This is a genomic window from Bartonella sp. AP1QHHD (assembly GCF_042196265.1).
In the GTDB taxonomy this organism is placed as follows: Bacteria; Pseudomonadota; Alphaproteobacteria; order Rhizobiales; family Rhizobiaceae; genus Bartonella.
Genome location: NZ_JBHIPW010000043.1, coordinates 1 through 1,026, shown reverse-complemented (window position 1 = coordinate 1,026; position 1,026 = coordinate 1). Strand labels below are relative to the sequence as shown.

The 1,026-nt window shown below is 31.8% G+C and carries 2 protein-coding genes; one reads left to right on the top strand and one right to left on the bottom strand.

Annotated features, from left to right (window positions below):
* Nucleotides 1-152 precede the first annotated feature (152 nt).
* Complete coding sequence (locus tag ACFIME_RS04100; protein ID WP_375662693.1) at nt 153-404, bottom strand: helix-turn-helix domain-containing protein; 252 nt, start codon at nt 402-404, stop codon at nt 153-155.
* 91 nt (nt 405-495) lie between these two features.
* Between ACFIME_RS04100 and ACFIME_RS04095 the strand changes: the two genes are divergently transcribed.
* Nucleotides 496-798 (top strand): helix-turn-helix domain-containing protein, encoded by a 303-nt coding sequence (locus ACFIME_RS04095; RefSeq protein WP_375662692.1) that lies wholly within the window; start codon nt 496-498, stop codon nt 796-798.
* Nucleotides 799-1,026: the final 228 nt, after the last annotated feature.

Here is a 1,026-nt window from a genome sequence, read left to right as displayed (position 1 = left end):
TTGCCATAAGATATTGAATCTCCTCTGAAAGAGCCTTAACCTGCGCGCGATAATGCAATGCAATACGAAACATCACTCCGCATAAAAGCAATGCTCCAAATACTACACACACAACTATCAATATTATTTCATTTAAACTCATTTTGATCTCCTTAATGCTGCAATCTATCGCCCGTCTGATCAACAACGCGGCTTTTAGAAATTGAAGAAAAATTCTCTTGATACCAATCACTAGGATTTATGTAATTATCAGTAACTTCTGCTATTTTTTGTATTATCCTAGGATGCGGAAATCGCTTCTTATTCACATAGCGTGCTATAGATGCTTGCGTAACACCTACCAAAATAGCAAACTCGGCATAAGTAATATTATTCTTTGATAAATACAGTTTTAGTTTAGACATTCCTCTTTATACCATATCAGTATTATTAAAACAAGCGTATTTTACCATATTGGCATTTGAAAGGATATTTTTTTTAATTAGGATAAGAATCATGAATAATTTGAAATTTTTCAGACAAAAAGTAGGTTTAACTTCAAAAGAATTAGCCGAATTGGTAGGGACTAGTCAGCCACAAATTTTTCGTTTAGAAAATGGACAACGAAAATTAACAAAAGAGTGGGCTATACGTTTGGCGCCACACTTAAAAATTACCCCCAAACAACTGTTGTTTTCAGGAAATAAGCCTAATAGCTTAAATGAACAAATTGAAGATATGTTAGAGCATCTAAGCTACGATAATAAGGTTAAACTTCTTGATCTCCTTTCTTCATTTTATCAAGATAAAAAAGAATAAACTCTCTTTTTTCATCTTCTGTCAATTTATTCCATAGTTCCAATATTTGCGTATTAATCGACCATTTTTCATCCATTTTTTCTACTCATAAAAAAATAAAAATAACCATTTTGGTATTGACTTTAAATTACCGTTTCGGTATCAAAATCCCATATCTTAGAAAATAACTTTTGCCAATAGGCTGTATGGAGGCATTTGTGAATAAACCAGTGTTTATAAATTCTGATG

Bases quoted from the DNA above. Each gene is read 5' to 3' on its own strand.
- ACFIME_RS04095 (WP_375662692.1), top strand. From the start codon at position 496: ATGAATAATTTGAAATTTTTCAGACAAAAAGTAGGTTTAACTTCAAAA.
- ACFIME_RS04100 (WP_375662693.1), bottom strand. From the start codon at position 404: ATGTCTAAACTAAAACTGTATTTATCAAAGAATAATATTACTTATGCC.